The sequence below is a fragment of the Ottowia sp. genome (genome assembly GCF_016703145.1).
GTDB lineage: Bacteria > Pseudomonadota > Gammaproteobacteria > Burkholderiales > Burkholderiaceae_C > Ottowia.
In genome coordinates this window covers 23,513-48,682 of the sequence record NZ_JADJCO010000002.1, presented here as the reverse complement: position 1 = coordinate 48,682, position 25,170 = coordinate 23,513, and the positions used below count along the sequence as shown (strand labels likewise).

24 protein-coding genes and 2 pseudogenes are annotated in these 25,170 nt (G+C 69.9%); 11 read left to right on the top strand and 15 right to left on the bottom strand.

Going from position 1 to position 25,170, the window contains the following annotated elements; all coding sequences use genetic code 11:
* Positions 1-53: 53 nt before the first annotated feature.
* Positions 54-755, bottom strand: a pseudogene (locus tag IPG65_RS19280) (MBL fold metallo-hydrolase); the annotation flags it as partial.
* A gap of 76 nt (positions 756-831) precedes the next feature.
* On the opposite strand from IPG65_RS19280, the pseudogene icmF reads away from it, so the two are divergent.
* A pseudogene (icmF, locus tag IPG65_RS00330) lies at positions 832-4,121 on the top strand (fused isobutyryl-CoA mutase/GTPase IcmF).
* Positions 4,122-4,128: 7 nt separating this feature from the next.
* Here the strand turns inward: icmF and IPG65_RS00325 are convergent.
* On the bottom strand, positions 4,129-4,548 hold the full coding sequence (locus tag IPG65_RS00325; RefSeq protein WP_293187288.1) for a YbaN family protein: 420 nt from the start codon (positions 4,546-4,548) through the stop codon (positions 4,129-4,131).
* A gap of 146 nt (positions 4,549-4,694) precedes the next feature.
* On the opposite strand from IPG65_RS00325, the gene IPG65_RS00320 reads away from it, so the two are divergent.
* From IPG65_RS00320 to IPG65_RS00295, 6 genes are all read left to right on the top strand, one after another.
* Positions 4,695-6,188, top strand: a complete 1,494-nt coding sequence (locus tag IPG65_RS00320; protein WP_293187286.1) for an AMP nucleosidase — start codon at positions 4,695-4,697, stop codon at positions 6,186-6,188.
* 31 nt (positions 6,189-6,219) lie between these two features.
* On the top strand, positions 6,220-6,639 hold the full coding sequence (locus IPG65_RS00315; RefSeq protein ID WP_293187285.1) for a very short patch repair endonuclease: 420 nt from the start codon (positions 6,220-6,222) through the stop codon (positions 6,637-6,639).
* Complete coding sequence (locus tag IPG65_RS00310; RefSeq protein ID WP_293187284.1) at positions 6,630-7,871, top strand: DNA cytosine methyltransferase; 1,242 nt, start codon at positions 6,630-6,632, stop codon at positions 7,869-7,871. The genes IPG65_RS00315 and IPG65_RS00310 overlap by 10 nt, the downstream gene beginning before the upstream one ends.
* The gene (locus tag IPG65_RS00305; protein WP_293187283.1) at positions 7,868-8,569 is read left to right on the top strand and encodes an Eco29kI family restriction endonuclease; all 702 of its coding nucleotides are present in this window, start codon (positions 7,868-7,870) and stop codon (positions 8,567-8,569) included. Before IPG65_RS00310 ends, IPG65_RS00305 begins: the two co-directional genes overlap by 4 nt.
* 154 nt (positions 8,570-8,723) lie before the next feature.
* Positions 8,724-9,044: an antibiotic biosynthesis monooxygenase gene (locus tag IPG65_RS00300; protein WP_293187282.1), complete on the top strand. Its 321-nt coding sequence runs from the start codon at positions 8,724-8,726 to the stop codon at positions 9,042-9,044.
* Between the two features lie 14 nt (positions 9,045-9,058).
* A complete protein-coding gene (locus IPG65_RS00295; protein WP_293187281.1) occupies positions 9,059-9,673 on the top strand; it encodes a LysE family translocator in 615 nt (204 codons plus the stop codon).
* Between the two features lie 18 nt (positions 9,674-9,691).
* Here IPG65_RS00295 and IPG65_RS00290 read toward each other — a convergent pair whose 3' ends face one another.
* Together IPG65_RS00290 and IPG65_RS00285 are read right to left on the bottom strand one after the other, a co-directional pair.
* Positions 9,692-10,876, bottom strand: a complete 1,185-nt coding sequence (locus tag IPG65_RS00290) for a DSD1 family PLP-dependent enzyme (RefSeq protein WP_293187280.1) — start codon at positions 10,874-10,876, stop codon at positions 9,692-9,694.
* Positions 10,860-11,507, bottom strand: coding sequence for a histidine phosphatase family protein (locus IPG65_RS00285; protein ID WP_293187279.1), 648 nt, complete (start codon positions 11,505-11,507; stop codon positions 10,860-10,862). Before IPG65_RS00285 ends, IPG65_RS00290 begins: the two co-directional genes overlap by 17 nt.
* A 170-nt stretch (positions 11,508-11,677) precedes the next feature.
* Between IPG65_RS00285 and IPG65_RS00280 the strand changes: the two genes are divergently transcribed.
* Entirely contained in the window at positions 11,678-12,862 is a 1,185-nt protein-coding gene (locus IPG65_RS00280) for a nitrate/nitrite transporter (protein WP_293187913.1), read from the top strand.
* A 19-nt stretch (positions 12,863-12,881) separates the two neighbouring features.
* On the opposite strand, the gene IPG65_RS00275 is transcribed toward IPG65_RS00280, so the two are convergent.
* The 10 genes from IPG65_RS00275 to IPG65_RS00230 all read right to left on the bottom strand — a co-directional run bounded on the left by IPG65_RS00275 (position 12,882) and on the right by IPG65_RS00230 (position 21,055).
* Complete coding sequence (locus IPG65_RS00275; protein ID WP_293187278.1) at positions 12,882-13,517, bottom strand: DUF4136 domain-containing protein; 636 nt, start codon at positions 13,515-13,517, stop codon at positions 12,882-12,884.
* Between the two features lie 36 nt (positions 13,518-13,553).
* Complete coding sequence (gene ttcA / locus IPG65_RS00270; RefSeq protein WP_293187277.1) at positions 13,554-14,498, bottom strand: tRNA 2-thiocytidine(32) synthetase TtcA; 945 nt, start codon at positions 14,496-14,498, stop codon at positions 13,554-13,556.
* Between the two features lie 68 nt (positions 14,499-14,566).
* Entirely contained in the window at positions 14,567-15,739 is a 1,173-nt protein-coding gene (locus tag IPG65_RS00265; RefSeq protein WP_293187276.1) for an ABC transporter substrate-binding protein, read from the bottom strand.
* Between the two features lie 46 nt (positions 15,740-15,785).
* A complete protein-coding gene (locus IPG65_RS00260; RefSeq protein WP_293187275.1) occupies positions 15,786-16,490 on the bottom strand; it encodes an ABC transporter ATP-binding protein in 705 nt (234 codons plus the stop codon).
* Positions 16,477-17,241, bottom strand: a complete 765-nt coding sequence (locus IPG65_RS00255) for an ABC transporter ATP-binding protein (protein ID WP_293187274.1) — start codon at positions 17,239-17,241, stop codon at positions 16,477-16,479. Before IPG65_RS00255 ends, IPG65_RS00260 begins: the two co-directional genes overlap by 14 nt.
* Positions 17,234-18,238 (bottom strand): branched-chain amino acid ABC transporter permease, encoded by a 1,005-nt coding sequence (locus tag IPG65_RS00250; RefSeq protein ID WP_293187273.1) that lies wholly within the window; start codon positions 18,236-18,238, stop codon positions 17,234-17,236. The genes IPG65_RS00255 and IPG65_RS00250 overlap by 8 nt, the downstream gene beginning before the upstream one ends.
* 2 nt (positions 18,239-18,240) lie before the next feature.
* Positions 18,241-19,104, bottom strand: coding sequence for a branched-chain amino acid ABC transporter permease (locus IPG65_RS00245; protein WP_293187272.1), 864 nt, complete (start codon positions 19,102-19,104; stop codon positions 18,241-18,243).
* 161 nt (positions 19,105-19,265) lie between these two features.
* Positions 19,266-19,649 carry a dihydroneopterin aldolase gene (locus tag IPG65_RS00240; RefSeq protein ID WP_293187271.1) on the bottom strand — a complete coding sequence of 128 codons (384 nt, stop codon included), beginning with the start codon at positions 19,647-19,649 and terminating at the stop codon, positions 19,266-19,268.
* 9 nt (positions 19,650-19,658) lie between these two features.
* Positions 19,659-20,072, bottom strand: coding sequence for a dihydroneopterin aldolase (locus IPG65_RS00235; RefSeq protein ID WP_293187270.1), 414 nt, complete (start codon positions 20,070-20,072; stop codon positions 19,659-19,661).
* Entirely contained in the window at positions 20,069-21,055 is a 987-nt protein-coding gene (locus IPG65_RS00230; protein ID WP_293187269.1) for an SDR family oxidoreductase, read from the bottom strand. The genes IPG65_RS00235 and IPG65_RS00230 overlap by 4 nt, the downstream gene beginning before the upstream one ends.
* Positions 21,056-21,231: 176 nt before the next feature.
* Between IPG65_RS00230 and IPG65_RS00225 the strand changes: the two genes are divergently transcribed.
* From IPG65_RS00225 to IPG65_RS00215, 3 genes are read left to right on the top strand one after another with little or no spacing between them, the layout of a single operon-like run.
* Positions 21,232-22,320, top strand: coding sequence for an SAM-dependent methyltransferase (locus tag IPG65_RS00225; RefSeq protein ID WP_293187912.1), 1,089 nt, complete (start codon positions 21,232-21,234; stop codon positions 22,318-22,320).
* A gap of 15 nt (positions 22,321-22,335) precedes the next feature.
* Positions 22,336-22,530 (top strand): DUF2905 family protein, encoded by a 195-nt coding sequence (locus IPG65_RS00220; protein WP_293187268.1) that lies wholly within the window; start codon positions 22,336-22,338, stop codon positions 22,528-22,530.
* Positions 22,531-22,542: 12 nt separating this feature from the next.
* Entirely contained in the window at positions 22,543-23,598 is a 1,056-nt protein-coding gene (locus tag IPG65_RS00215; RefSeq protein WP_293187267.1) for a tripartite tricarboxylate transporter substrate binding protein, read from the top strand.
* 13 nt (positions 23,599-23,611) lie between these two features.
* On the opposite strand, the gene IPG65_RS00210 is transcribed toward IPG65_RS00215, so the two are convergent.
* Positions 23,612-25,147 carry a phospholipase D family protein gene (locus IPG65_RS00210; RefSeq protein WP_293187265.1) on the bottom strand — a complete coding sequence of 512 codons (1,536 nt, stop codon included), beginning with the start codon at positions 25,145-25,147 and terminating at the stop codon, positions 23,612-23,614.
* Positions 25,148-25,170 lie beyond the last annotated feature (23 nt).

Genomic DNA, 25,170 nt, shown 5'->3' with positions numbered 1-25,170 from the left:
GCATAGCCTTCGGCCGGCGCCGGCTCGCCCGAGGCCGCGCCGCCGGCGTCCTGGCGCAGGCCCGAGCGCTGGTTGGCGGGCACGGCCTCGTCCATGCGGCGCGGCCTGGGCAGGCCGAGGCCGTCCATGGTCTGCACGAACTGCTCGCGCGTGCGGCCGGCCAGCCGCGGGTTGGTCGTCTTCTCGGCGCCGATGGTGGACTGGGTGCGGCCGTGGTAGTCGTGCCCCGGCCAGACCAGGGTGGTGTCGGGCAGGGGGAAGAGCTTGCGCGTGATGCTGTCGTAGAGCTGCTCCGCACTGCCGGACTGGAAGTCGGTGCGTCCGCAGCCCTGGATCAGCAGCGTGTCGCCGGTGAACACGTGGCGCTCGGCAGCCTCGCCCGCCGGCCGCCACAGAAAGCACACGCTGCCCGCCGTGTGGCCGGGCGTGTGCAGCACGCGCACCGCCTCGCGGCCAAAGGCCAACGTGTCGCCGTCCCGCAGTTGCACCGCCGCCGTGCCCACGTCGCAGCCAGCGGGCGCGGCCGTGCGCGCGCCGGTCAGCTCGGCCAGCCGGGCGGCGCTGGTGATGTGGTCGGCGTGGGCGTGGGTCTCCACCGTCCACTTCAGCGTCAGCCCCAGGTGCGCCAGCGCGTCGAGGTCGCGCTGGAGTTGCTCGTCCACCGGGTCGATGATCAGCGCCTCGCGCGTCTGCTCGTCGAACAGGAGGTAGGTGTAGGTGCTGGAGGCGGGGTCGAAAAGCTGGGTCGGGTTCATGCCCGCAGTTTAGGGAAATGCGGCCGATCCTGTACAACAGGGGCTGCGCCCGCCACATCCCAGCAGGAGACACCGCATGACCGATCTGTCCGCCGAGTCCCGCGCCCTGGCCGCGTACCGCCCCGCGAACAAGGTGCGCTTCGTCACCGCCGCCAGCCTGTTCGACGGGCACGACGCGGCCATCAACATCATGCGGCGCCTCCTGCAGGGCATGGGGGCGGAGGTGATCCACCTGGGCCACGACCGCAGCGTGGACGAGGTGGTGACCGCCGCGCTGCAGGAGGACGCGCAAGGCATCGCCATCAGCAGCTACCAGGGCGGCCACGTCGAGTACTTCAAGTACATGGTGGACCTGCTGCGAAGCGCGGCGGCGCGCACGTCCAGGTGTTCGGCGGCGGCGGCGGCGTGATCGTGCCGGCCGAGATCCGCGCGCTGCAGGCCCATGGCGTGGCCCGCCTCTACAGCCCCGAGGACGGCCAGCGCATGGGCCTGCAGGGCATGGTCGGCGAGATGCTGATGCGCTGCGACCACGACCTGTCGGCGCATGCGCCGACGCGGATCGAGGCCCTCCAGGGCCACACCGAAGCGGCCTGGCGCGCGCTGGCGCAGCTCATCACCGCGCTGGAGAATTCCAAGGCAGATCAGGTTCTGGCCAGCACCCTGCAATCGTTTGCAGCTACAAAAAATATACCCATCGTCGGCATCACCGGCACCGGCGGCGCCGGCAAGTCGAGCCTGACCGACGAGCTGATCCGCCGCCTGCGGCTGGATCAGGACGACGCCCTGCGCATCGCGGTGATCTCCATCGACCCGTCGCGGCGCAGGTCGGGCGGCGCGCTGCTGGGCGACCGCATCCGCATGAACGCCATCGGGCCGTGGGGCCAGGGGCCGCGCGTCTTCATGCGCAGCCTGGCCACGCGCGGGGGCGGCGAGCTGAGCGCCGCCCTGCCCGGCGTGATCGCCGCGTGCCAGGCCGCCGGGTTCGACCTGGTGATCGTGGAGACCTCGGGCATCGGCCAGGGCGACGCCGCCATCGTGCCGCTGGTCGACGTGCCGGTGTACGTGATGACGCCCGAGTACGGCGCAGCCAGCCAGTTGGAGAAGATCGACATGCTGGACTTCGCCGAGTTCGTGGCCATCAACAAGTTCGACCGCAAGGGCGCGCTGGACGCCCTGCGCGACGTGGCCAAGCAGGTGCAGCGCAACCGGCAGGCCTTTGGCCAGCGCGCCGAGGACATGCCGGTGTTCGGCACCATGGCCGCGCACTTCAACGACGACGGCGTGACGGCGCTGTACCAGGCGCTGCGGCCCCGCCTGGCGGCGCTGGGCCTGGCGCTGCGGGACGGCCGCCTGCCCGCCGTGGGCGTGCGGCACAGCACCCACCAGTCGCCCATCGTGCCGCCCGCGCGCACGCGCTACCTGGCCGAGATCGCCGACGCCGTGCGCGGCTACGAGCGGCGCGCGCGCGATCAGGCCCGGCTGGCGCGCGAGGCGCAGCAGTTGCAGGAAGCCGCGCGCCTGCTGCGGGCCGAGGCGCCCGGCCGCGCCGACGCCGCCGACGCCGCGCTGGCGCTGGCCGAACAGCGCCTGGCGCGCCTGGACCAGGACGCGCGCCACCTGCTGGCGCAGTGGCCCGAGACGCAGCGCGCCTACGCCGGCGACGAGATCGTGGTGAAGAGCCGCGACCGGGAGATCCGCACCGCGCTCACCACCACGTCCCTCAGCGGCACGCGCATCCGCAAGGTGGTGCTGCCGGCCTACGCCGATCACGGCGACATCCTGCAGTGGCTGATGCTGGACAACGTGCCCGGCCGCTACCCCTACACCGCCGGCACCTTCGCCTTCAAGCGCGAGGGCGAGGACCCGACGCGCATGTTCGCCGGCGAGGGCGACGCCTTCCGCACCAACCGGCGCTTCAAGCTGCTGTCGGAGGGCCTGCCGGCCAAGCGCCTGTCCACCGCGTTCGACTCGGTCACGCTGTACGGCGCCGACCCCGACCCGCGGCCCGACATCTACGGCAAGGTCGGCAACGCGGGCGTCTCCATCGCCACGCTGGACGACATGAAGGTGCTGTACGACGGCTTCGACCTGTGCGATGCCGCCACCAGCGTGAGCATGACCATCAACGGCCCGGCGCCCGCCATCCTGGCCATGTTCATGAACACCGCCATCGACCAGCGGCTGGACGGGTTCGCCGCCGACCACGGCCGCGCGCCGACCAGCGCCGAGGGCGAGGCGATCCGCGCCTGGGTGCTGGCCCACGTGCGCGGCACCGTGCAGGCCGACATCCTGAAGGAGGACCAGGGCCAGAACACCTGCATCTTCAGCACCGAGTTCAGCCTGAAGGTGATGGGCGACATCGCCCGCTACTTCGTGCGGCACGACGTGCGCAACTTCTACAGCGTGTCGATCAGCGGCTACCACATCGCCGAGGCGGGGGCCAACCCGATCAGCCAGCTCGCCTTCACGCTCGCCAACGGCTTCACCTTCGTCGAGGCGTACCTGGCGCGCGGCATGCGCATCGACGACTTCGCGCCCAACCTGAGCTTCTTCTTCAGCAACGGCATGGACCCGGAATACACCGTGATGGGCCGCGTGGCGCGCCGCATCTGGGCCGTGGCGATGAAGGAGCGCTACGGCGCCAGCGAGCGCGGCCAGAAGCTCAAGTACCACATCCAGACCAGCGGCCGCAGCCTGCACGCGCAGGAGATCCAGTTCAACGACATCCGCACCACGCTGCAGGCGCTGATCGCCATCCAGGACAACTGCAACAGCCTGCACACCAACGCCTTCGACGAGGCCATCACCACGCCCACCGAGGACAGCGTGCGCCGCGCCATGGCGATCCAGCTCATCATCAACCGCGAGTGGGGGCTGGCCAAGAACGAGAACCCCAGCCAGGGCGCCTTCGTCATCGAGGAGCTGACCGAGCTGGTGGAAGAGGCCGTGCTGGCCGAGTTCGAGCGCCTCACCGAGCGCGGCGGCGTGCTGGGCGCCATGGAGACCGGCTACCAGCGCGGCCGGATCCAGGAGGAGAGCCTGCACTACGAGATGCTCAAGCACACCGGCGAGCTGCCCATCATCGGCGTCAACACCTTCCGCCACCCCCAGGGCGACCCGGTGGCCGGGCACGTCGAGCTGGCGCGCTCGACCGAGGAAGAAAAGCAGTCGCAGCTCCGGCGCCTGCGCGACTTCCACCAGCGCCACGCCCACCAAGCGCCCGCCATGCTGGCGCGCCTGCGGCAGGCCGTGATCGACGACGCCAACGTGTTCGAGGTGCTGATGGACGCGGTGCGCTGCTGCTCGCTGGGGCAGATCACCGACGCGCTGTTCGAGGTCGGCGGGCAGTACCGGCGCAGCATGTAGCGCCGTGTCACTCCTCCGGCCGCTGCCACAGCCAGACGGCCACGGCCAGCATCACCGCCGGCACGGCGATGCGCGCCCACAGCGGGACCTGGACGAAGAACTGCAGGCCGGCGGCGCTGGCGGCCATCATCAGCGTGCTGGCCCACTTGGCGCGCCGCGGCACGGCGCCGCGCTCGCGCCAGCGCACCAGGGGCGGGCCGAACAGGCGGTGCCCCAGCAGCCAGGTCTCGAACGCCGGCCAGCCCTGGCTGGCCGCCCAGGCCGCGACGATGAGAAACGGCACCGTCGGCATCACCGGCAGCACCACGCCGACCAGCCCCAGGCCGAAGGCCAGCACCGCCACCGCGCGCCACATCAGCACCGCCAGGCGCCGGCGCATCGCGACGCGGTCCGGCGACGGAATGCGGGAAGAATCGGGTTTGGGCATCAAAACGGCCAGTTACCGGCGCCGGTATTGCGCCAAAAGCTATATAAACAGTAGCAAACGAGCCTGGGGCACCATCATAGCCCCGGCGCCGGCGGTGCCGCCCCGCACCGTCACGGCCACGCCTTCGCCGGTGTGGACAATAGGCCATGACCCTGCTTCCGCCCTTCATCGCGCCCACCCCCTTCACCGACGCCGACGCCGCGCTGGCGCGCGTCCGGCAGATCCACGACGCCGGCCTGGCGCACCTGCGCCAGCAGCTGCAGGCCTTCATCGCCCTCGAAGCGCCGCCCGCCGCGCCCCTGCCGCGCGTGCGCGCCTGCTACCCGTTCGTGCGGCTGGCCACGGCGCACCACCGCCACCCGGACACGCGGCTGGCCTACGGCTTCGTCTCGCACGCCGGCCACTACGAAACCACCCTCACGCGGCCCGATCTGTTCGCCAGCTACTACCTGGAGCAGTTCCGCCTGCTGCTGGGCAACCACGGCGTGGCGCTGGAGGTGGGCGTCAGCAGCCAGCCGATCCCGCTGCCCTTCAGCTTCGCCGACGACGAGCACTTCGAGATCGGCCTGCGCCCCTGGCAGCGCCCGCTGCTGGCCGACGTCTTCGACCTGCCCGACCTGCTGGCCATGGACGACCGCATCGCCAACGGCACGCACGCCGTGCGCCGGGGCGAGGCCGCGCCGCTGGCGCTGTTCACCGCGCCGCGCGTGGACTACTCGCTGCACCGGCTGCGCCACTACACCGGCACCTCGCCCGAGCACTTCCAGAACTTCGTGCTGTTCACCAACTACCAGTTCTACATCGACGAGTTCATCGCCCTCGGGCAGGCCGAGATGCAGAACCCGGACAGCGCCTACACCACCTTCGTGCAGCCAGGCAACGTCATCACGCGCCATGCCGGCCTGGCCGCCCGGCCGGGCGACGACCCCGGCGCCACGCCGCCGCGCATGCCGCAGATGCCCGCCTACCACCTGATGCGCGAGGACCGCGGCGGCATCACCCTGGTCAACATCGGCGTCGGCCCCAGCAACGCCAAGAACATCACCGACCACATCGCCGTGCTGCGCCCGCACGCCTGGATCATGCTGGGCCACTGCGCCGGCCTGCGCAACAGCCAGCAGCTGGGCGACTACGTGCTGGCGCACGGCTACGTGCGCGAGGACCACGTGCTGGACGAGGACCTGCCGCTGTGGATCCCGGTGCCGGCGCTGGCCGAGGTGCAGATCGCGCTGCAGGACGCGGTGGCCGACGTGACGCAGCTCGAGGGGGTCGAGCTCAAGCGCGTGCTGCGCACCGGCACCGTGGCCACCACCGACAACCGCAACTGGGAGCTGCTGGGCGCCGGCGCGCCGCAGCAGCGCTTCTCGCAGTCGCGCGCGGTGGCACTGGACATGGAAAGCGCCACCATCGCCGCCAACGGCTTCCGCTTCCGCGTGCCCTACGGCACCCTGCTGTGCGTCAGCGACAAGCCGCTGCACGGCGAGATCAAGCTGCCCGGCATGGCCAACCACTTCTACCGCGAGCGCGTGGGCCAGCACCTGCTGATCGGCCTGCGCGCCATCGAGCGCCTGCGCGAGAACGGGCTCGACCGGCTGCACAGCCGCAAGCTGCGCAGCTTCGCCGAGGTGGCGTTCCAGTAGCTCGACCCTGATGGATTGGCATAGGCAACACATGGACACGCTGACCCCAGCGGAGCGCGGTGAGCGCATGAGTCGTATCCGCGCCCGGGATACTTCACCCGAAATGACCGTCCGGTCCTTTGTTCACGCATTGGGCTTCCGGTACCGGTTGCACGACCGACGCCTTCCTGGATGCCCCGATCTGGTGTTCGCGGCGCGCCGCAAGGTGATCTTCGTCCATGGCTGCTTCTGGCATCGGCATAATCGATGCGAACTGGCACGACTTCCAAAGTCACGATTGGAGTTCTGGTTGCCCAAGCTGGAAGCCAACAAACGACGCGATGCCCGATGCCGGCGCGCCCTGACGGCGCTGGGTTGGTCATCACTGGTCATCTGGGAGTGCGAGTTGCGCGATCCATTGAGAGTGATGTTCAAGACACTGATGTTCCTGGAGGATGAGACATGTCCTTGACATCCGTCGAATTGTTCGCTGGCGCCGGCGGCCTGGCGCTTGGCGTGGCCTTGGCGGGGTTCAGGACTCGCGCGGTGGTCGAGTGGGATCAGTGGGCATGCGACACCGTTCGCGAAAACCAGGCGCGCGGCTATCCCCTCGTGATGGACTGGCCTGTGATCCAGGGCGATGTGCGCAAGTGGATCGAGAACGCCGATATCGCAGCGCTCGGCCGTGACCTGGACTTGGTCGCTGGCGGCCCTCCTTGCCAACCGTTCTCCATGGGCGGCAAGCACAAGGCGCACATGGATCAGCGGGATATGTTCCCGGTCACCGTGGATGTGATTCGCCGGCTACGCCCTCGCGCCTTCATCATCGAGAACGTGAAAGGGCTGACCCGCTCCGCCTTTCACAACTACTACCAGTACATCCTGCTTCATCTGCAGTTTCCCGAGTTGAGCAAAAAGCCCGACGAAGGCTGGAGTGATCACTATCGACGTCTTCAGCAGCACCAGACGACTCACAAGCGGTCCGCTCAGGGCTTGACTTACCGCGTGAGTCCAACGCTCGTCAATGCCGCCAATTTTGGCGTTCCACAAAAACGCGAGCGCGTGTTCATCATCGGTTTTCGCTCGGATCAGGACGTGCGATGGTCGTTCCCACGTGACACGCATTCGTTGGATGCGCTGCTGCACGATCAATGGGTGACGGGTGCCTACTGGGATCGACACGAGGTTGCGCGCTCCCACCGTCCGCCTCCACCCGCACGCTTGGTCGCGACATTGAACCGGCTGCGCGGCTTGGGGCTTCCGCCCATGCACGCGCCTTGGCAGACGATTCGAGATGCGCTCAAGGAACTCCCCGAGCCGCACGCGCAGGACTCATGCATTCTCAACCATCGCCTGCAGACCGGCGCGCGCGCGTATCCTGGACACACCGGCAGCCCGCTTGATTTTCCCGCCAAAACGCTGAAGGCAGGCGATCACGGTGTCCCGGGCGGCGAAAACATGCTGGTCCGTCCGGACGGATCGGTTCGCTACTTCACGGTCAGGGAATCGGCACGACTTCAAACCTTCCCTGATGGGTACGAACTTCACGGCTCATGGTCGGAGGCCATGCGGCAACTGGGCAACGCCGTTCCCATGCTGCTGGGGCGGGTGGTCGCCGCCAGTGTCGCCGAGCACTTGCTGATGGCAAGCGCGCGAGTGCTGGCGAATGAGTCGCAGGCATCGATCCTGGCCAGTGTGGCATGAGCGAGCCCACCCCTTACAACCCACTCGACAAGATCAATCTTGGGCTCAGCGTCGCCGAGGCGCTGCTGGGAAGAAAACCCGTGGCCCTTGGCGGTCTGGAGCGGTTCAATGGCGCGGGAATTTATGCGCTCTACTACGTGGGATCCTTCAAGGCGTACCACGCGCTGAGCGTGCGCAACGCGGACGCGGACGGCTTGGTCGCACCCATCTATGTGGGCAAGGCCATTCCAGCGGGAGGAAGAAAGGGCACGTCCCTGAGCACGACGCCGCGGACCTTCGCCCTCTGGAATCGACTGCGCGAACACGCGGAAAGCATTGGATCGGCGCCCAACTTGCGGTTGAACGATTTTCAATGCCGGTATCTCGTGGTGGACGACATCTGGATCCCGCTGGGCGAGTCGCTCATGATCGCCAAGTTTTCACCAATCTGGAACAGCCTGATCGACGGATTTGGCAACCACGATCCTGGCAAGGGGCGCTACCTGGGAATGCGCACGCGATGGGACATGCTGCACCCAGGTCGCGCCTGGGCTGATCGCTGCGCCGCCAGACCGGAAACCGCCGACGATATTGATCGTGAGGTTCGATCCCACCTGGAGCGACTGGAGCCGCCACCCTCGCCCCATTTCCTCGTGGAAGAACGCAAGACACGCTATCGCATGAATCGCGCCGAGGATGATGTGACCCAGATGGACTGACGCCGTTATTCGCCAGCAACGGCGCGCGCGGGAAATACCAGCGCGATTCGTTCTCCCGCCCATCGACGCTGGAGAAAAAAGCCAGTTGAACGGACTCCACTTTGGCTTTCAAGGCATCGCCCCCTTCCTGGCGTCCCGCATCCCGTTGGTCCCCATGTACACCTCCACCTTCATCTTTGCCAAACGCCAGTTCGACGACGAGTTCCACCGGCTCGACGAGATCATCGCCAACGCGGCGAGGTCGATGCCCGGATTCCTCGGCGAGGAGTCCTGGGAAAACCCGGCGAACGGCCTGGTCTCCAACGTCTACTACTGGGCATCGCTGGAAGCGCTGCAGCGCCTGATCGAGCACCCGACGCACGTCGAGGCCAAGTCCAGGCAGGGGAACTGGCTGGCCGGCTACCGGGTCGTCATCGCCCAGGTGGTGCGAACCTACGGCGATGCCCGGCTCGACGGCGTGCTGCCCACCCCCTGACAAACACCCGGCCCATGTCCACGTCCTTCACCGCCTTCCTTCTCGCCGCCGTCGCCCTGGCCGCCACGCCCGGCCCCGGCATGGCCTACGTGGTGGCCCGCACGGCCGCCGGCGGCCGCGCCGAGGGCCTGGCGTCGTGCCTGGGCACCGCCCTCGGCGGCATGCTCCACGTCGTGGCGGCGGCGCTCGGCCTGTCGCTGATCGTCGCCCAGTCCGCCCTGGCGTTCAGCTTGGTCAAGTACCTCGGCGCCGCCTGGCTGGTCTACCTGGGCATCCGCCTGCTCCTGCGCCAGGATCGGGCCCCGGCCACCGAGGCCGTGGCGGCCCAGGGGGCGCGCCGCGCGCTGCTGGAGGGCATCGTGGTCGAGGCCCTGAACGTCAAGACGGCGCTGTTCTTTCTCGCGTTCCTGCCCCAGTTCGTCTCGGCGGGCGAACCGCTGGGGCTCCGGCTGGTTCTGCTCGGCAGCATCTGCGTGGGGCTCAACACGCTGGCCGACGTCATCGCGGTTTTCATGGCGGACCGCTGGCTCCGGTCGGGCGCCGTGCACGCGCGGCGGCTGCACCGCCTGTCGGGCGTCACGCTGCTGGGGCTGGGCGCCTACCTGGCGCTGGCGCGGCGCAGCGCCTGATCGCCAAGGTCGGGCCGCTCACCACACCCCGCGCCCGTCCACCGTCACCACGGCTTCCACCCGGCCCTGGGCCAGGCCGCCACGCACGGCGATCAGGTGGTCGTGCAGGTTGACCGTGGGGTCGCAGTGGCCGGGAATCAGCCACACGGTGTCGCCCAGGGCGGGCAGCGCGGGCAGGAGGCCGCCGGAGTGCAGCGGCAGCAGGATGGCATGTTCGTCGCCGCCGTTGACGACCTCCAGCGGCGGCTGGCCGGGCAGCGCCAGCACGGCGGGCAGGCCGCTGTCGATGGCGTGGCTCTTGTGGCCGGCGTCGCACACGGCGCGGTCGGCCGACACGCTGATGACCTGCGACTTGACGAACAGCGCCGGCTCGAAGGGTGGCTGCGCCGGGTCGCGCTCGTTGCGCAGGTAGTCGGCGTCCATGAACAGGTAGCTGCCCGCCTGCAGCTCGCCCCACAGGCCGCTGGCGGCCTCGTGGGCGAAGGTGCCGGTGCCCGCGCCGGTGACGAGGGGCGGCGCCAGGCCGGCGTCGCTCAACAACTGGCGGGTGTGCCGCAGCAGGTCCGCCGCCCGGGCGATGGCGGCGCGCCGCTCGGCCACCGTGCGCAGGTGCTGCGCGCCGCCGTGGTAGGCCTGCAGGCCGGCGTAGCGCAGGCTGCTGGAGCGCTCGGCCACCAGGCGCGCGAGCTGCACCGCCGGCTCGCCCGGCGCCACGCCGCAGCGGCCCTGGCCGACGTCCACCTCGACGAAGACGTCGATCACGGCATGGGTGAGCTGCATGGCCTGCGCCAGGCGCTCGACGCCCTCGGCGCTGTCCACGGCGATGGCCAGCTGGCCGCCGCGGCCCTTGAGCTGGTGCGCCAGCGCGGCGACGCGGCGCAGCTTGGGGGCGGCCAGCACCTGGTTGCTGATGAACAGGTCGTTGATGCCGCCGGCGGCCAGCGCTTCGGCCTCGCCCACGGTCTGCGCGCACAGGCCGACGGCGCCGGCCCGCAGCTGCAGGCGGCCGAACTCGGCGCTCTTGTGCATCTTGCCGTGCGGACGCAGGCGCAGCCGGTGCTTGGCGGCGAACTCGGCCATGCGCTGCAGGTTGCGGTGGGCGGCGTCCAGGTCCACCACCAGCGCGGGCGTGTCGATGGCGTCCACGCCTTGCCCGACGAGGGCGCGCAGGCGGTCGGCGATGGCCTCAGGCGGCGCGCTCATCGAGCGAGGCGTCTTCCAGGTGGGTGGTGTCGGCCCAACCGACGAGGCTGAAGGCGCCCTCGGGCGCCCACAGCAGTCGGTTGATGGCGGCGTTGCCCAGTTGCCAGGTGCGCGCGTCCTGCAGGCCGAGGCCGGTGGCGGCGCGGTACAGGACGTCGAGCACGCCGCCGTGGACGAACAGGGCGATGTGTTTACCAATGTTTTCGGCCGCTAGCCCGCACGCAGTCTGCGTTATTCGCTCCTGAAATTGTAGCAACGACTCACCGCCCCCAGGCGGCGCCCAGCCCGGGTCGCGCACGCGCCAGCGCTCGGCCTCCTCGGGCCAGGCGGCGCGGATCTCGGCGAAGGTGCGGCCCTCGAAGACGCCGAAGCAGCGCTCGCGCAGGGCCGGCGTGGCGACGAGCGGCGCGCCGGTGGCGTCGGCCACGGCCTGGGCCGTCTGCAGCGCGCGCGACAGGTCGCTGCTGTAGATGGCGTCGATGGCGTCGCGCCCGGCCAGCGCCTGCGCCAGCCGCCGCGCCTGCAGCCGGCCGGCGTCGTTGAGCGGGATGTCGAGGTGGCCCTGGATGCGCGTGTCCACGTTCCAGGCGGTTTCGCCGTGGCGGATGGCCAGGATGCGGGTGGACTCCATGGCGGCGATGATGCCACGCGGCGCGCCCGTCTCCCAGGCGACGCGCGGGCAGCGGCCGGAGCGATTAGGCTCTGCCGATCACCCGGCCGACGCGCCCATCCCGACTTCCATGAGCCTGCCCACCGACCTGCCCACTCCCCCCCCGGCGCGCGCCCGGCGCCTGGGCGACGCTGCTGCTGCTGGCCACCGGCTTCACGCTGAGCCAGGCCTTCCGCACCATCGCCGCGATCATGGCCGCGCCGCTGCAGGCCGAGATGCACCTGACGGCCCAGCAGCTCGGCATGTTCGCGGCGGCGTTCCATTTCGCCTTCGGCGGGCTGCAGCTGTTCATGGGCATCGGCATCGACGTGCACGGCCTGCGGCGCACGGTGCTGGCGATCTCGCCGCTGATGGTGCTGGGCGCGGCGGTGTCGGCGCTGGCGACGAACTTTCCGGTGCTGGTGGCGGGCCAGGTGCTGATCGGGGTGGGGTGCGCGCCGGCCTTCCTGGTGTGCACGGTGTTCATCGCGCGGCATTTCGCGCCGGAGCGCTTCTCGGCGGTGTCGAGCGCCATCCTGGCGGTCGGCAGCACCGGCATGCTGCTGACGGGGACGCCGCTGGCGTGGCTGATCGAGGCCAGCTCCTGGCGCATGGGCTTCTGGGTGCTGGCGCTGTGCGCGGTGGCGTCGTGGGTGGCGATCGCGCGGTGGGTGCACGAGCCGGCGCCGCCAGCGGGCGCCCAGCGCGAATCGCTGGGCGAGGCGGTGCGCACCTTCGGCCAGTTGTTCCGGCTGCCGTACACGGCGGGCATCGTGGCGCTGGGCCTGGTGACCTACGCCTCGTTCGTCGCGCTGCGCGGGCTGTGGCTGGGGCCGCTGATGATGGAGCGCCACGGCTGGAGCCTGGTGGCCGCCGGCAACCTGGCGGTGGTGCTGTCGGTGGTGGCGCTGATCGGCCTGCCGCTGTTCGGCCGGGCCGACCCGGGGCCGCGGCGGCGGCGCCACTGGCTGGTGGGCTTCACCCTGGTGTCGGCGGGCCTGTTCGCGGCCATGGCGCTGGGCGCCGGGGCGGCGGCGGACGTGGCGCTGATGCTGGTCCTGGGGCTGGTGTCGGGCTACGGCGCGCTGCAGTACCCGGACGTGAAGAACGCCTACGAGGCCGCCGTCATCGGCCGGGCGATGGCGCTGTTCACCATGGCCCTGTTCATGGGTGTGGCGCTGATGCAGTGGGCCACCGGGGCCATCGCGTCGACCGCGCAGGCCCACGGCGTCGAGCCCTTCGGCCCGGTCTTCGCCAGCATCGCGGCGATGCTGGCGGCCGGGGCGCTGGCCTTCCGCTGGCTGCCGCAGCCGCCGAGCGTGACGGGCCGGCCGTAGCCGCCAGCCCGCTCCGCGCTCAGCGGGCGGGGACAGGCGCCGCGGCCGCCGGCGGCAGCAGCGGCACGTCGACGCGGCGCACGCCCTGCGGCGGGTTGGGGTAGCCCTGCAGCGCGGCGACGAACAACGCGGCCAGCACGTTCTCGGTGTCGTGCCAGGGGCCGTCGTGGCGGGCGCGGCTGTCGTACACGATCTGGCCGGTCTGCAGGTCGCGCATCAGCACGCTGGCCTCGCTGATGTAGAGCGGGACCGAGGAGTCGTACAGGGGCCCGCCCAGCCCCAGCCCGAAGCCGCCGCGCCCCATGCCCAGCCCGAACGACAGGCGCCCCGGCCCACCCTGGGGCCGGCCCCAGTCGTCCATCCAGTAGGCGCTGACGGTGCCGCTCACCTGCACGGTCAGGCGCGCCCGCGCGTCGTCGCGTTCGAGGCCGACGCGCGCCAGCGCGGCCTGGGCCATCGCCTCCAGCCGCTCGGGCGCGGGCTGGCCAGCGGCTTGCGGGCCGCGCTCGAAGCGGTAGCGCGCGCCCGCCAGCACGGCGGCGCCGGGCGGCTGCGCGGCCGTGGTGCGCACGTCCGACGCCACGATGCGCGGCCCCGTGGCGCAGGCCGACAGCAGGAATGCTGCAGAAATGATAGCTGCTCGCGCAATCCACATGCGGACACCTCGCTGTTCTGGCTTGAAAACGGCTGGTCAGGCCCCGACCAGGGATACCCCGGCGAAGGGCGTGCCCACGGGATCGGGAAAGCGCTCCTCGTCGAAGGCCTTGTCGCCCTGCTCGTCGGCGATGCCGGTGATCTTGAGATGCCTGAAATCGTGCAGCGTTCCATCCATCAGGTGCGAGGGCACGACGTTCTGCAGCGCGGTGAACATGCTCTCGATGCGGCCGGGGTGGCGCTTCTGCCAGTCGCGCAGCATGTCGCCCACCACCTGGCGCTGCAGGTTCTCCTGGCTGCCGCACAGGTTGCAGGGAATGATGGGGAACTGGCGGTGCGCGGCCCAGCGGATGAGGTCGTCCTCGGCCACGTAGGCCAGCGGACGGATGACGATGAATTCGCCGTTGTCGCTGGCCAGCTTGGGCGGCATGCCCTTGAGCTTGCCGCCGAAGAACATGTTGAGAAAGAAGGTCTGCAGCATGTCGTCGCGGTGGTGGCCCAGCGCGATCTTGTTGCAGCCCAGGCGCCGCGCCACGCTGTAGAGGATGCCCCGGCGCAGGCGCGAGCACAGGCTGCAGGTGGTCTTGCCCTCGGGGATCTTGGCCTTGACGATGCTGTAGGTGTCCTGCGTCTCGATGTGGTGCTCCAGCCCCAGATCGCGCAGGTAATCGGGCAGCACCTCGGCCGGAAAGCCGGGCTGCTTCTGGTCCAGGTTGACGGCCACCAGCTCGAACGGCACCGGCGCGCGGGCGCGCAGCTTCATCAGCACGTCGAGCAGGCCGTAGCTGTCCTTTCCGCCCGACAGGCACACCATCACCCGGTCGCCGGCCTCGACCATGTTGAAGTCGGCGATGGCCTGGCCGACCTGGCGGCACAGGCGCTTCTCCAGCTTGAGCACTTCGCGCTCGGCCCTGGAGCGGGCGGCGCGGCCGGCGGCGGCCGTGTCGACCGGGGCGGCCGAATCAAAAAAAATCGCGGTCATAGGACCGCGATTTTCCTCGAATTGCCCAACACGAGGGGTGATGGGCAACCGCTGGCCTCAGCGCACCGTCACTTCTTGACCAGGTCCGCCGTCTTCATCTCGCGCACCTTGCCGTTCTCGATCACGGCCAGGCGCATGTCGAAGGCCGTGCCGCCCTTGTCGTCCACGCCCCTGAAGCCGTGGAAGTTGATCGTCGCGGGCAGCGCCTTGAAGGCCTTGTCGAGCTGGGCGCGGATCGCCGCCGCGTCGGTGGCGGAGCCGGCCAGCTTCATGGCTTGCGCCAGCGCATGGATGCTGGTGTAGTTGAGCGTCACCTCGGACGACGGGTCCTTGCCCGGATGCTTCTTGCGGTAGCGCTCCACGAAGGCCTTGGTGTTGGGATCCTCGTCGGCCACCACCGGCAGCACGCCGATGGAGCCTTCCAGCGCCGCGTAGCCGCCCGTGACCTTGGCCACCTCGTCGGCCTTGGCCTGGTCGATCAGGATGAAGCCGCCCTTGAAGCCCAGCTCGCGCGCCTGCTTGACCACCAGGCCGGTCGGCTCGGAGGCGCCGCCGATGAACATCACGTCGGGCTTGGCGGCCAGCACCTTGCTGACGCCGCTGTAGAAGTCGGCCGCCTTGTTGTAGCTCATGGGGTTCTCGGCGACGATCTTGCCGCCAGCCTTCTCCCAGGCGGGCTTGAAGGCCGCGACCCAGACCTTGGCGTAGTCGTGGTCGGCGGGGGCCAGTCCCACGTTCTTGCCCCACTTGGCCATCGTGTACTTGGTGAAGGGCTCGATGTATTCCGTGAATTCCGGCGGAATGCGCAGCGTGAGCTTGTTGTTGCGGGCGGTGATCTGCGGCACGCTGGAGTAGGCCAGCACCAGCAGCTTCTGGCGCTCGTTGCTGGTCTGCACGGCGAAGATGCCGCCCGAGTGCGGCACCAGCACCGCGGGCGCCTTGTGCTCCTGCACCAGGCGCTGCGCGTTGATCGCGGTCTCGCTGGGGTTGTACTTGTCGTCGAGGGCGACGATTTCAAGCTTGACCTTCTTGCCGCCGATGTCCAGGCCGGCGGCGTTGATTTCCTCGACAGCCATCTGCATGCCGTCCAGCACGTTCTTGCCGTACAGCGCGGCGCCGCCGGACAGCGGGCCGGAATAGCCGATCTTGACCACGTCCTGGGCCCAGGCGGCGGCCGGCGCCAGCGCGAAGCCGGCCAGGGCCAGCGTCGCCAGAATGGTGTTGCGTCGTGTGTTCTGCATGTACATCTCCTTGGTTGCGTGTGACTGTCGAAAAAACTGGCGCGCCTCAGCCGCCGATGTAGGCCTTGCGGATGCGCTCGTCGCCCAGCAGTTGCTGGCTGTTGCCTTCCATGACGATGCGGCCGCGCTCCATCACGTAGGCGCGGTTGGACACCTTCAGCGCGGCGTAGGCGTTCTGCTCGGCCAGCAGCACCGTGGTGCCGGCCTGGTTGATGCGCTGGATGGTCTCGAACATCTGCTTGACCACCAGCGGCGCCAGGCCGAGCGAGGGCTCGTCGAGCATCAGCGCCTTGGGCCGGCCCATCAGCGCGCGGCCAATGGCCACCATCTGCTGCTGGCCGCCGGAGAGCGAACCGGCCGGGTCGTCCTTCTTCTGCAACAGGATCGGGAACATCTCGAACACTTCGTCGATGCGCTTCTTGTTGCCCGCCGAGTCGGACGAATGCACGAAGGCGCCCAGCATCAGGTTCTTGAACACCGACATCATCGGGAACAGCTTGCGACCCTCGGGGCACTGCACGAGGCCCTGGCGCACGATCTGCGAGGGCTTCATGCCCAGCAATTCGGTGTTGCCGAAACGGATGCTGCCCGTGGCCTTGTGAAGGCCGCTGGCGGCGCGGAACACCGAACTCTTGCCGGCGCCGTTGGCGCCCAGCAGCACCACCAGCTCGCCATCCTCGGCGTGCAGGCTCACGCCCTCCAGCGCCCGGAAGCCGCCGTAATAGAGCGACAGGTCTTTAAACGTCAGCATGTTCGGCTCCCAGGTAGGCGTCGATCACCGCCGGATTGCTGCGGATTTCAGCCGGCGTGCCCTCGGCGATCTTCTCGCCGTAGCTGAGCACCAGGATCTTGTCGGCCAGGCTCATGATCATGTCCATCTTGTGCTCGATCAGGCACACGGTGAGGCCGCTCTTGACCATCTTGCGGATCAGGTCCGCCAGACCCCAGGTTTCCTCGGGGTTCACGCCGCCCGCCGGCTCGTCGAGCAGCACCAGAGTGGGCTCGGTCGCCAGCGCCAGCGCGAAGGCCACGCGCTTGCGCTGCTCCTGCGTGATGTCGCCCGCCATGCGGTTCTCCATGTGCGCCAGGCCGACGAAGTCGAGCGCGTCGCGCGCCTTCTCCCGGCAGACGCGCTCTTCTTCCTTCAGCCGGTTGGAGCCGACCAGCACGTCCCACAGCCCGGAGCGGGTGCGCAGCCGGTGGCCGACGATCAGGTTGTCGAGCACGCTGGCCATGTCGAACAGCGTGGTGGCCTGGAAGGTGCGCGAGATGCGCAGGCGCGCGATCTCGTCGGTGCGCAGCGTGGTGATGTCGCGGCCCTCGAAGGTCAGCGTGCCCGAGGTCGGTTTGTGCACGCCGCTGATGAGGTTGAAGAACGTTGTCTTGCCGGCACCGTTGGGGCCGATGATGGCGTTGATCTTGCCGCGCTCGACCGTGGTGCTGACATCGTTGACGGCGACGTTGCCCCCGAACTTCTTGGTGAGGTGCTCGACCTTAAGCATTGGAGGCCTCCTGGGTCTTGTCGGATGCGCCCGGCTGCGCCGCCACCGCGGCCTGCGAGGCGCGCTTGGCCTTGCGGGCCAGGTAGCTGCCCACGATGCCGTAGGGCACGAAAATCACCAGCAGGATCAGGATCGGGCCGAAGACGACGAAGCGGTATTCCTGCAGGAACTGCATGTACTGCGTGAGCCACGGCACGATGATGCCGCCGACCAGCGGGCCGAGCAGCGTGCCGATGCCACCGATGAGCATGAACATCGTCATGTCGAAGGTGTGGTGCGCGCCCGCGAGGTCGGGGCCGAGGAAGCGCACGAAGCCCGCGTACAGCCCACCGGCCCAGCCGGCATACAGCACCGAGATCAGGAAGGCCAGCAGCTTGTTGCGCGCCAGGTTGATGCCCAGCGCCTCGGCCAGCTCGTCGCCGTTGCGGATGGCCATGAAGGTGCGGCCCAGCAGCGAGTTGACGATGCGTCGCATCACCCACATGCCGATGCACAGGAAGACGAACACGAGGTAGTACAGCGACAGCGGCGATTCGAACTCGATCGGACCGATCGGCGACGGCGCCGGAATGCCGATGATGCCCACCGTGCCGTGCGTCAGGCCCTCCCACTTCTCGATGATCAGGTACATGATGTAGCCGACGCACAACGTGAAGATCGAGAAGTAGTGCCCCTTGAGCCGCAGCGACACCCAGCCCAGCGGCAGGCCGAGCAGCACGACGAAAACGCCTGCGGAGAGGAAGGCCGACCAGAAGCCCCAGCCGTGGTCCACCGTGAGGATGCCCACCACGTAGGCGCCCACCGCCATGAAGCCGGCGTGCGCCAGGTTGAACTGGCCGGTGTAGCCGGTGATCAGGTTCAGCCCCATCGTCGCGATGATGTAGATGTAGGCCGTGGTCATCACCGTGAGGTGGTATTCGTTGCCCGTGATGAACGGGAACAGCAGGCCGGCGGCGAACAGCAGCGCCCAGCCGAGGCGTCCTTCAAGCATTTGCATGATCAGCGAGCCCTCTGTTTGAACAAGCCCTCGGGCCGCAGCGACAGGATGATCACCAGCAGCACGAAGGCCACGATGTCCTGGTAGTCGGTGGAGATGTAGAAGGCGCCGAAGGCCTCGGCGAAGCCGATGATCAGTCCGCCCAGGATGGCCCCGGGCACGCTGCCCATGCCGCCCAGGATGATGATCACGAAGGCCTTGGTGATGACCAGGTTGCCCATCGCCGGGAACACCAGCCCGATGGGCGAGTACAGCGTGGCCGCCACGGCCGCCAGCACGCCGGAGATGGCGAAAGTGAGCATGGCCACGCGCGTCGCGTCGATGCCCATCAGCGAGGCGCCCTCGCGGTTCTGCGCCATGGCGACGATGGTCGAGCCCGTCACGGTGCGCGTCAGGAACAGGTGCAGCGCCAGCATCAGCGCGAAGGCGCCGCCGATGATCAGCAGGCGCTGCACGGGGGCCGTGGCGCCAAAGATGTTGACGATGCCTTCGTACGGCGTGGACATGCGCCGGAAGTCGGCACCCCACAGCGCCTGCGCCCCCGCCTCCAGGAACAGCAGCAGGCCGATGGCGGCGATCATCGGGTGCAGGCCCTCGTGGTGGCGCAGCGGGTGGAAGATCAGCCGTTCCGACAGCGCGGCCAGCACCGCGACCACGGCCGCCGAGCCCACCATCGCGACCCAGTAGTTCAAGCCCCAGGCCGACATGAGCTGGTAGGACACGAAAGCGCCCACCATGTAGAACGCGCCGTGCGCGAAGTTGGGCACGTGCAGGATGCCGTAGACCAGCGTCAGGCCCAGCGCCACCAGGCTGTACGTGCCGCCCAATGTCAGCCCGTTGAGTATCTGCTGCAGCAGTACTTCCATTGTGTCTCCTCTTGTTGTCTGTCCGCATGGACGCCGCCGCAGTAGCGCGATTCAGCGTCGCCGATGGTCGAGCAGACCCTCGGGCAGAGCAAAGTGAGTTTATCCCCGAAATTTGTGGTTTCAGGACAGATGGCGTTAACCCCTATACGGTTCCGCGCCGCTCACCATCGCCCCGCTTCCATCCGCATCGCGACCTCGCAATCGCCGAAGATCTCCAGCTTGGTGATCTTCACCCGCACGCCCTGCACGCCGTGCAGGCGCATCAGGCGCTGGCACAGCTTGCCGATCAAAGTCTCCAGCAGGTTGACGTGCTCGGCGGTGCATTCGTCGATGATGATCTGGCGCACCTTGCGGTAGTCCAGCACGTGGGTGATGTCGTCGTCGCGCGGACGCAGGGGCTGCGGGCCCAGGCTCAGCTCGGCATCGACCTGGATAGGCTGCGGGGCGCGCTTCTCGTGGTCCAGGATGCCCAGGTTGGCGGCAAAGCGCAGGCCGGTGAGCTGCAGGCTCTGGCGGCCCTGTTCGGAGGAGATGTCGGTCGGCATCGGAAGGATTCACCAGGGCTTGAGGCCGACGCGCTCGACGCCGACGGACGCGCTGTCGGGGTACACGTCGGGCTTGCGGGTGGCCACGCGCGCGGCCTGCACCTCGGGGCGCCGCATCACGGCGTGCAGCACGGCGTCGCACAGCGTTTCCTGCAGCTCGTGGTGCCGGCTGCCGACGGCGGCGGCGATGACCTCGCGCACGAAGTCGTAGTCCAGCGTGTGCGCGATGTGGTCCTGCGCGGCCCCGGCGTGGTCGAGCTTGACGCACAGGTCCACGTCGAACCACAGGCGCTGCGGCCCCTCGCGCTCGAACCCGTGCACGCCGATGCGCACCGGCAACTCGTGCCGGCGCAGGCTGAGCAGGCGGCAGCCGGTGGCCAGGCGCGCGTCCAGCGCGGCGAAGGCGAGCAGCATCGAGTTCATGGCGCCCCCCGGACGCCGCCGGGCCGCCCCAAGGCGGGCGAAGCCCCCTCGGGGGGCAGCGGACCATGCGAAGCAGGGGAGCGTGGGGGCATATCCGCGACGCCGCCGGGCCGCCCCAAGGCGGCCGGAGCCCCCTCTGGGGACAGCGGACCATGCGCCAGCGGGGGAGCGTGGGAGCCAGTCTCCACGGCGAACATCACGTCACGGTCCAGCGCCACCAGGTGCTGGCCGTTGTCGGCGCGCAGGGTGGTGCCGTTCAGGCTGGGGTTGTCGGCGATGAAGACGGCGCAGCGCGCCACGTCGGCCGGGGCGATGGGCTGCCGCAGCAGGTTGACCTGGGCGGCGCGGTCGAAGTTGTCCTGCGTCTGCGGGCCGCTCAGGTACATCAGGCCGGGCGACAGGCCGCACACGCGCACCCACGGCGCCAGCGCCTGCGCCTGCAGCGCCACGCTGTGCGCCAGGGCCAGCTTGCTCACGGTGTACGAGAAGTAGTCGGGGTTGAGGTTGTGCACCTTCTGGTCGAGCACGTGGACCACGCTGTAGCGCCCGGCGGTGGCCGCGCCCGCCCGGGCCAGCCGCGCGCCCAGCGCGTTGCCCAGCAGCAGCGGCGTGGCGGTGTTCGTCGAAAAATGATGAATCATGCCGCCAGCCCGCGCGGAACAAGCGTCATCCGCTTCAAAAATAGAAGCATTGTTGACGATGCAGTGCGGCAGGCCGCCGCCGGCGGCGCTGGCCTGGTCCAGCAGCGCGCTGGCCGCATCGGGCCGCGCCAGGTCGGCCTCGGCCAGGTGGCAGCGCCGGCCCAGGCGCGCGATCTCGGCCTGCAGGGCCAGCGCCTCGGCGCGCGAGCGGAGGTAGTGCGCCACCACGTCCCAGCCCGCGCGCGCGAAGTGCAGGCTGATCTCGCGCCCCAGGCGGCGCGCGGCGCCGGTCACCAGCACGGTGCGGGCGGCGGACGGGGCAAGGGCGCTGGAGTCGGGCACGAGCAGCATTGTGGGCCAAAACGCCACCGCCGCCGGGCGGCGGGCGCGCGATGGCCCACAATGCGGGCGTGTCCTCCGCACCGCTGCGTCGCGCCGTCCTGGCCGACCCTCCCCTGCCTGCCCTGATCGCCCGCGAGATCCGCGCCGCTGGCGGCTGGCTGCCGTTCGACCGCTTCATGCACCTGGCGCTGTACGCCCCCGGCCTGGGCTACTACGCGCATGGTTCGCCCAAGTTCGGCGCGATGCCGGGCTCCGGCAGCGACTTCGTGACGGCGCCCGAGCTGTCGCCGCTGTTCGGCCGGGCGCTGGCCGCGCAGGTGGCCGACAGCCTGGCCGCCACGGGCACGGACGAGGTGTGGGAATTCGGCGCCGGCTCGGGCGCGCTGGCGGCGCAGTTGATCGCGGCGCTGGACGCGCTGGGCCGACCGCCCGCGCGCTACACCATCGTCGACGTGTCGGGCAGCCTGCGCGCGCGCCAGCGGGCGCGCCTGGCGCCCTTCGCCGCGCGCGTGCGCTGGGCCGACCGGCTGCCCGAGGCGCTGCGCGGCGTGGTCGTCGGCAACGAGGTGCTGGACGCCATGCCGGTGAAGCTGCTGGCCCGGGTCGGCGGGGCGTGGCATGAGCGCGGCGTGGCGATTTCAGAGCAGTTTTGGCATTCAGCCCACGTGGATACTGCGCCAGAAGCTATCAAAACAGAAGCAAATCACAACACGCCCCGCACCTTCACCTGGGCCGACCGCCCGACCGCGCTGCGCCCGCCGGCGGATGTGGAGGGCGCGCACGACGTGGTGACCGAAATCCACCCGCAGGCCGAGGCCTTCGTCGCCACCGTGGCCGAGGCGCTGCGGCGCGGCGGCGCCGGCGCGGCCTTCTTCATCGACTACGGCTTTCCCGAGGCCGAGTACTACCACCCGCAGCGCAGCACCGGCACCTTGGTGTGCCACCGTGCGCACCGCGTGGACGACGACCCGCTGGCCAACCTGGGCGCCAAGGACATCACGGCCCACGTCGACTTCACCGGCGTGGCGCTGGCGGCGCAGCAGGCCGGGGTCGATGTCCTGGGTTACACCTCGCAGGCGCGCTTCCTGCTCAACTGCGGGCTGGCGGCCATGATGGAGGCGTCCGACCTGCCCACCCGCGCCACGGCCATGAAGCTGCTGGCCGAGCACGAGATGGGCGAGCTGTTCAAGGTCATCGGCCTGGCCACGCCCGGCCACGGCGCGGCGCGCGGCTTCGCCCAGGGCGACCGCACGCACCGGCTCTGAAGCGCGGAGGACGCCATGCTCCGCTGGGTGCTCGTGGTCTTCCTGGCGCTGGTGCTGATCGGCGCCCTGCGGCCCTGGCTTGAGAAGCTGGGCCTCGGGCGGCTGCCGGGCGACCTGCGCTTCCGGCTGTTCGGGCGCGAGTGGTTCATCCCGCTGGCCAGCACCTTGCTGCTCAGCGCCCTCGCCAGTCTGGTCGCTAAACTGCTGTAGGGTCGGGCGCCAATGGACGAGCGCCCCCTTCTGATCGATTCATCACCACAACCGGAGACTGACATAACTTCCCTCGCACCCTCCCGCCGCCGCGCGCTGTCGGCCGCCGCGGCGCTCGCCGCCTTGTGCGCCGGCCTGGCCGCCGCGCCCGCAGCGCTGGCCCAGGCCTACCCGTCCAAGCCCATCAAGCTGATCGTGCCCTTCCCCGCCGGCGGGCCGACGGACGTGTCGGCGCGCGTCATCGGCCAGCGCATGGCGCAGGGCCTGGGCCAGCCCGTGGTGGTGGAAAACCGCGCCGGCGCCTCCGGCATGATCGCGGCCGAGGCCGTGGCCAAGTCGCCGCCCGACGGCTACACGCTGATGGTGCTGGCCACGCCCACGCTGCTGGGCCCGCACCTGTACGGCAAGCGGTCTTACGACACCCTCAAGGACTTCACCCCCATCGGCTCGGCCTACGACCTGCCGATCGTGATGGTGGTCAACCCGCAGGCGCTGCCCGACGTGACCTCGCTGGCGCAACTGATCGCCAAGGCCAAGGCCACGCCCGGCCAGATGAACTACACCAGCGCCGGCAACGGCAGCTTCGGCCACCTGTCCACCGAACTGCTCAAGGGCCTGGGCGGCTTCGACGTGCGCCACATCGCCTACAAGGGCAGCGCGCCGGCCATCACCGACCTGCTGGGCGGCCAGGTGCCGGTGATGTTCTCCGACATGATCGCGGCGCTGCCGCACATCCAGTCCGGCAAGCTGCGGCCGATCGCCGTCGGCTCGCCCCAGCGCGTGGCGCTGCTGCCCGACGTGAAGACCGTGGCCGAGCAGGGCTTCGCCGGCTTCGACGCCGTGTCCTGGGGCGCCTTCGTGGCGCCGGCCGGCGTGCCGGCCGACATCGTCGCGCGCCTGAGCGGCGAGCTGAAGACCGCCCTGGCCGACAAGGAGGTGCAGGCCAAGCTGGTCAAGGTCGGCACCGCCGCCGCCTACCAGCCGCCCGAGCAACTGGCGGCGCGCATGCGCGCCGACTACGAGAAGTGGGGCAAGGTCGTGCAGGAGCGCGGCATCCGCAACGAGTGACCCCGGCGGGCCGTCACAGCATCTCGTCTGGCGCGAACGGCCCCAGGACCTTGATCAGCAGCCGCAGGCCCAGGCTGGTGTCGGGCTCGCCGTGCGCGTCCTCGAAGTCGGCGCCGGGCGGCGCGCGCCACAGCAGCCGGCCCTCGGGCGTCAGCACCATCTGCCAGGCGCCGCTGGCCAGGGCCTCCTCCACCTCCACCGCCGCCTGGCGCGCCAGCGCGCGGCTGCGGATGACCAGCGCCACCTCGGTGTTCTGCAGCTTGGAGCGCCAGTCGAGGTTCATCGAGCCGATGCTGATCACGCGGCCGTCGACGATCAGCATCTTCGAATGCAGGCTGGCCTGCGAGCCGCCCGGGCTGGAGCCGAACACGGTGCGGTTCAGCCGGGCGCCCTGCAGCGCGCGCATCTCGTACAGCGCCACGCCCTGGCGGATCAGCGCCTCGCGGTGGCGCGCATAGCCCACGTGCGCCAGCGGTGCGTCGTTGGAGGCCAGCGAGTTGGTCAGCACGCGCACCCGCACGCCGCGCCGCACCATGTCGGCGAACACCTGCTTCATCTGCTCGCCGGGCACGAAGTAGGGTGAGACGATGAGTGCGTCGCGCCGCGCCAGCCGCAGCAGCGACAGCATGCCGTCCACCACGGTGTCCTCGGTGTGTTCGTCGTTCAGCTCGGGCACCAGCTTGGCGGGCTGGTCCACCAGCAGCGCCGCCGGCGCCCAGGTCAGCGGCAGGCGGGCCAGGTCCGATGGCGGCGGCAGCGGCGCGGGGGCGTCCGAAGCGGGCGCGGCGGGCGCGGCGGACCGCGTGGTATCGCGCAGCGTGCGCAGCTCGTCCTGGCTGACGAGCGAGGCCACCGGATAGGCCAGCAGGTCGTTCCAGTAGCGGTCGAAGCTGGCCGACATGGCCTGCACCACCGGGCCCACGGCCAGCACGTCCATGTCGATGAAGTTGCTGCCGTCGGCGGTGCCGAAGTAGGCGTCGCCCAGGTTGCGCCCGCCGGTGATGCCCCAGGCGTTGTCGGCGATGTACAGCTTGTTGTGCATGCGGTGCTGGATGCGCTGGAAGTCGTGCAGCGAGCCCAGCGCCCGCAGCATGCCGGCGCCACGGGCGCCGGGCAGCGGGTTGAACATGCGCATCTCCACGCCGGGCAGGAAGGCCATGCCCATGACCAGCGCGTTCTGCCCGGTGCTGTTGAAGTCGTCCAGCAGGATGCGCACGCGCACGCCGCGCGTCGCCGCCGCGCGCACCTCGCGCAGCAGCGCGCGCGTGCTGTCGTCGGCGTGGATGGCGTAGTACTGGATGTCCAGGGTGCGGCTGGCCTGCTGCGTCAACGCCAGGCGGCTGGCGTAGGCCATGTTGGCCGAATCGACGAGCGCGAAGCCCGATTCGCCCGCGCGCGCCGTGGCGGGCCGGCGCTGCGCCGCCAGTTGACCCAGCGGCGTGGCGCCGCCGTCGGCCAGCGCGCGCGACACGGGGCGCTCCACGTCCTGGGGCAGGCTGCCGCAGGCGGGCAGCGCCAGGGCCAGGACGAGCGCCAGCCCGGCGGCCACGCCGGCGCGGGACGGGCGTGCAG